This is a genomic window from Gaiella occulta, assembly GCF_003351045.1.
Lineage (GTDB): Bacteria > Actinomycetota > Thermoleophilia > Gaiellales > Gaiellaceae > Gaiella > Gaiella occulta.
Genome location: NZ_QQZY01000017.1, coordinates 1 through 4,727 on the forward strand (window position 1 = coordinate 1; position 4,727 = coordinate 4,727).

Sequence of the window (4,727 nt, forward strand, 5' to 3'; positions counted from 1 at the left end):
GCCCGCTCCACCAGCTCCTGCGCGAGCGACTCGTCGACCGACCGCTCAGCGCTCCCCGCCACCGCCGACGACGCGACCGGTGTAGTCAGATCAGACATCACAGCTCCCTTCCGCCGGCGCTATGGCCAGCAAGCCAGGCAACTGGACTTACACCGTTCGTCGGACAGTCCCTCCATTCGTGGACAGAGGAGGACAATCGGAGCGATGGCGGGTAAGCGACGCCGGCATACGCCGGAGCAGATCATCAGGAAGTTGCGTGAGGCCGACCGGCTGCTCGGCGAGGGCGAGGAGGTCGCCGTGGTGGCGAAGCAGCTCGAGGTGTCGGAGCAAACTTTGCACCGTTGGTGGGCCCAGTACGGCGGTTTGAAGGCCGCTGACGTGAAGCGGCTGAAGGAGCTCGAGAGGGAGAACCAGAAGCTGAAGCGGATCGTCGCGGATCAGCTGCTCGAGAACCAGGCGCTGAAGGAGATCGCGAAGGGACGGATGAAAGTCAAGTCGCCGTACGCGCCCCCTTTGCTTGTTGGCGGTGCCAGTCGGCGACGTTGCGTCGGTAGGCGGCTTCGGCGTGTTCGGCCGAGCGGCGCTCGAGCTTGCGTCGCGCTTCGCGGTTGAGCGCGTGCTGGGAGCCGCCGCCTCGGCGGGATGGCGCGCCCGCTTTCAGCTCGACTGCGCGGAGCTTCTTCGCGGTCGGGGTCGGCATCGAGTAGGCGTAGTCCTGGCCGCTGACGAGGAGGCGCCAGAAGAGCACGGCGAGCTTCCGGGCGACGGCGACGATCGCAACGGCGTGGCCGCGGCGGGCGCGGACGCGCTCGAAGAACGCTCGCAGGGGGCCGGGGCTGCGGATCGCGGTCTGGGCGGCTTCGACGAGGACGTGCCGGACGAGCGCGGAGCCTTCCTTCGAGATGCGGCCGGTGTGCGCGTCGTTGTCGCCGGATTGGCGCACGCTCGGGTTGAGACCGAGGTAGCTGACGAGCTGGTTCGGGTTCGGGAAGCGCGTGACCTCACCGACCTGCGCCAGGAACGCGGTCGCCGTGACGAGCCCGACGCCGGGCACGGTCATCAATTGCTTGGCCTCGGCCGAGCCGGTGGCGAAGCGCGCGAGCTCGGTCTCGATCGTCGCGATCTCGTCGTTGAGGAAGTCGATCTGGCGGAGTGCCGCGTTGACCGTGTCCTGCTCGTCAACGGGCAGTTCCTGACGGGCGAGCCACGCGCGGCCAGCGACGCCGAAAGGGTCGCTCATCGGCGGCCGCGGCTTCAGGTTGCGATGGAGCACCGCCAGGATCTCGTTCTTCGAACGCGTACGGTGCACGACCAGCCGTGCCCGCCGGGCGACCCGGCGGCGCAGCATCCTGGTCGCCTCGTCTGGCTGCCACGACCCAGCGAACATCCCGGCGGCGAGAAGTTGGGCGAGCGTCTTGGCGTCGTGACGGTCGGTCTTCTGCTTCGACGCGGTGATCGCCTTGAGCCGGCGCGTGTTGACGATCTCGACAGCAGCGACGTGCGGTCCGATGATCCGGGCGATCGCGAGTGCGTTGCCGGTCGCCTCCATCGCGACCCGGTCGGTCGGGCGCAGCTGCAGCGCGAACTCCTGCAGCTGCCCGGGCCTCGACGGGACACGCGGCGCCCGAACGACTTCGCCGGCGTCCCAGATCGCGACCTCGCAGAAGTCGCGGTGGACGTCCATACCGATACAGCGGCCTTGCACGATGACGCTCCTTTCACTCGACTGCGGACGACGCGTCGGAGCGACGGGCACACGACACTGACGGATCCGTGCTCGAGGCACACCCGGGCTGGTCGTAGGGGCGGCCAAGGAAACTGTCGAGCTCGAAGCTCATCCCTGTAGAAACTGTCGAGCTCGAAGCTCATCCCTGTAGAGCTCGGCCTGCCCGTTACGTGTCCTCCGACATGGCCCCATGACCCGGTAGGCGCACCGTACGAGCCGTCCCGGACATCGAGCACCAGGCCATCTTCATGCCCGGAAACTGGTGAGCCCGTCGCGCAGACGCGAGGCCGTCTCGATGTTGATCGAGCGGCTGGGTGTGTCTGAGCGGCGGGCGTGCCAGATCAGCGGTCAGCACCGCTCCACGCAACGGCACCAGCCGCTGCGTGGACGTGACCGCGATGACGCGCTGCGGGCCAGGCTGCGGAGGCTCTCGGCCGAGCATCCGCGGTGGGGCTACCGGCTCGCCTGGGGTGCTGTGCGCGAGGAGGGCTGGGCGGTGAACCGCAAGAAGATCCAGAGGTTGTGGCGCGAGGAAGGCCTGCGGGTACCGCAACGGAAGCGCAAGCGGCAGCGGGTCGGCGAGGCGACCGTGCCGGGCAAGAGGTTGCGGGCCGAGCGCCCGAATCACGTGTGGGCGCTCGACTACCAGTTCGACACGACCGTCGACGGCCGCACCGTGAAGCTGCTGCACGTCGTCGACGAGCACACCCGAGAAGCACTCGCGATCGAGGTCGCCAGGTCGATCGACGCCGACCACACCGTCAGGGTGCTCGACCGGATCGTCGCAACAGGACGCCGGCCCGAGTTGCTGCGCTCCGACAACGGCCCCGAGTTGACAGCGAACGCGCTGCGCGACTGGTGCCGCCTCGGCGGCAGCGGCCAGGCGTTCATCGAGCCCGGCTCCCCCTGGGAGAACCCGTTCGTCGAATCGTTTGGCTCACGTGTCCGGGACGAGGTCCTTTCGGTCGAGGCCTTCGGCTCACTTGCTGAAGCAGCCGTCGTGCTTGAGGATTGGAGAAAGATCTACAACACCCAACGGCCGCACGGCAGCCTCGGCTGGAAGACCCCGGCCGCCTACGCCGCAAGCTGGAGACCAAACTGACAACGCGACTCTCATAACGACCGGACCTACAAACGGGGGCCTGCCACGCAGATTCGGCGCATGTTGGAACGCACCTGTAGCTACACGAACGCGATGATGTACCCGGATCTCCCTGGATTTACGCGCCATGCGTTCGAGACCCCCGCGAGCGCTGCCTCCTGAGAGGCTTGCGACGGAGCGAGGCGGCGGAGAGTAAAAGACGGGAGCGACGGGACTCGAACCCGCGACCTCCGGCGTGACAGAACATTCGAGGCCTTCAACGCACTTTCCTTAGTTCCATGAATAGCCCTGATATGCTGGGTTTTTGCCATGGACCGATACCCGAGCTACCCGATGATTCCGGAGGTTCTCCGCATGACTGACCCCATCCACACCCCATTAGGAATTGCTTCAAGGGACATATGTATCGAGCCGATAAGGAGAGGCGATGCGACGGACCCCACCACTTGAGATGATCCCGATCTACGAACCTCCCCACGGCCAGATCTCGGACATCATTCCTGCACATGGTTGGTGTGCTGTGAACGACGGAGTCCACACACCGCTCGTTGCTTGGGCACTAATCCGCTCCTCATCCGATGCGGCCAGTCTTGTGCCATTTACGAGCCTGTTCGATGAGCCGGAAGGGATATCTCGTGACTACCAAGATTTGGGGGCGACAGTCCTCGAAACCTTTGAGCCCGCTGACGATCTCGTATTTATGTGCGGCTCTCGCTGCAAGCACTATCGGGATGACTATCCGTCTCGTTCAGGGAACCACACTCTCCTGAACTGGAATGTGATCAAGGTGATACCTGCGCCCGGTTGGTGTGCGGTGTCGGTGAATGAAGAAGCCAGCGTGCACTCGCCACTAGCCGCTTGGGCTCTCATAGAGGAACTCCAAGGCAAGCCCAAGGACCGCTGGCGAGGGGTTGTGGGTCTCGACGGAGACGGCTACATGACCGGCCCTTTGGTGGACTGCAAGTTCGTACGCTACTCAGAATGCGGTTCGTCAAGTGTCACCAAATCCCACCTTGAGTGGACTGAAGTTCCATGAGCGAAATCAACCCACCTGAGCGTCCCAAGCCGGTCGAAGTGATGATCGAACACGGCCGCTTCTTGCCTGAAATTCTTGCGGAGAGTTGGTCGCTCCATAACCCTGAGTGGACGTTCTCCGACGGTATTTCACGGTTGATCAAGAGCGACATTGACATGTACGTGTTCGTGGATCGAATGCGCTTGATGATTGACAATCTCATCCTCCGCCTCGAAGGCTCGGACGAAAGACTTGCCGAACACCACGACGCCCTAGGGGTTGCTCATGACCCCTGCCCGATCTGTACTGCGCTTCGGGAACGCAACAATCGGCGCGCCGAACTGCTTTATGGACAGGTGAGCATCTACGCCTCGCTCGCGCTTGCCGTCGCGGAGTATCGGTTCCAGTTTGACACCTGGCCCACCGAAGCACGAGGTAGCGAGCTGAGCCTGCCGGAAGGAGCTTGGGATGAAGAACTTGCAGCCACCGTGCAGGAGAAGATCGACCTAAGCGCGGATGGCGGAGCGGAGATCATCGTTGCGGGGTTCGAAGGAGCCTGCGGTCACGCATCAGGCGGGGTAGCGATTGGATCAAACGAATACAGCGAGGCTGCACGCTGGCTTTACGGCGGACTTTGGTCACACGGCGTCGAAGGAAGCTGGCTCATGGCCTCCGAGCAGGAGGAGGAACTCTTCGAACTCGCCGCCAATGTTGAGCAAGACGCCTATGACAAGGCCGAACACCCCCGCTACTGGCATGTCCCGCTTCACGAAATCTGGCAGGGCGGTTACTTTGGGCTCCTGACCTGAAGGAGCACGCTGATGGCACGCCCTGTTGTTCTCTCTGTTGAAGACAAGTTCAGGCTCGTCTTCTCAGTCATCTCG

At 64.0% G+C, this 4,727-nt stretch carries 4 protein-coding genes and 1 pseudogene; 4 read left to right on the plus strand and 1 reads right to left on the minus strand.

What is annotated here, in order from left to right; translation table 11 throughout:
* Positions 1-204: 204 nt before the first annotated feature.
* Positions 205-570, plus strand: a pseudogene (locus tag Gocc_RS16830) (transposase); the annotation flags it as partial.
* On the opposite strand, the gene Gocc_RS15450 reads toward Gocc_RS16830, so the two are convergent.
* On the minus strand, positions 491-1,684 hold the full coding sequence (locus Gocc_RS15450; protein WP_114797476.1) for an IS110 family RNA-guided transposase: 1,194 nt from the start codon (positions 1,682-1,684) through the stop codon (positions 491-493). The pseudogene Gocc_RS16830 and the gene Gocc_RS15450 overlap by 80 nt on opposite strands.
* A gap of 304 nt (positions 1,685-1,988) precedes the next feature.
* Between Gocc_RS15450 and Gocc_RS15455 the strand changes: the two genes are divergently transcribed.
* From Gocc_RS15455 to Gocc_RS15460, 3 genes are all read left to right on the plus strand, one after another.
* Entirely contained in the window at positions 1,989-2,828 is an 840-nt protein-coding gene (locus Gocc_RS15455) for an IS3 family transposase (protein WP_114797477.1), read from the plus strand.
* Between the two features lie 451 nt (positions 2,829-3,279).
* On the plus strand, positions 3,280-3,864 hold the full coding sequence (locus tag Gocc_RS15850; RefSeq protein WP_147281354.1) for a hypothetical protein: 585 nt from the start codon (positions 3,280-3,282) through the stop codon (positions 3,862-3,864).
* A complete protein-coding gene (locus tag Gocc_RS15460; protein WP_147281355.1) occupies positions 3,861-4,652 on the plus strand; it encodes a hypothetical protein in 792 nt (263 codons plus the stop codon). The genes Gocc_RS15850 and Gocc_RS15460 overlap by 4 nt, the downstream gene beginning before the upstream one ends.
* Positions 4,653-4,727: the final 75 nt, after the last annotated feature.

What these genes read in the sequence shown, in the direction of transcription:
- Gocc_RS15450 (WP_114797476.1), bottom strand. Translation starts at nt 1,684, where the DNA reads ATGGACGTCCACCGCGACTTCTGCGAGGTCGCGATCTGGGACGCCGGC.
- Gocc_RS15460 (WP_147281355.1), top strand. Translation starts at nt 3,861, where the DNA reads ATGAGCGAAATCAACCCACCTGAGCGTCCCAAGCCGGTCGAAGTGATG.
- Gocc_RS15850 (WP_147281354.1), top strand. Translation starts at nt 3,280, where the DNA reads ATGATCCCGATCTACGAACCTCCCCACGGCCAGATCTCGGACATCATT.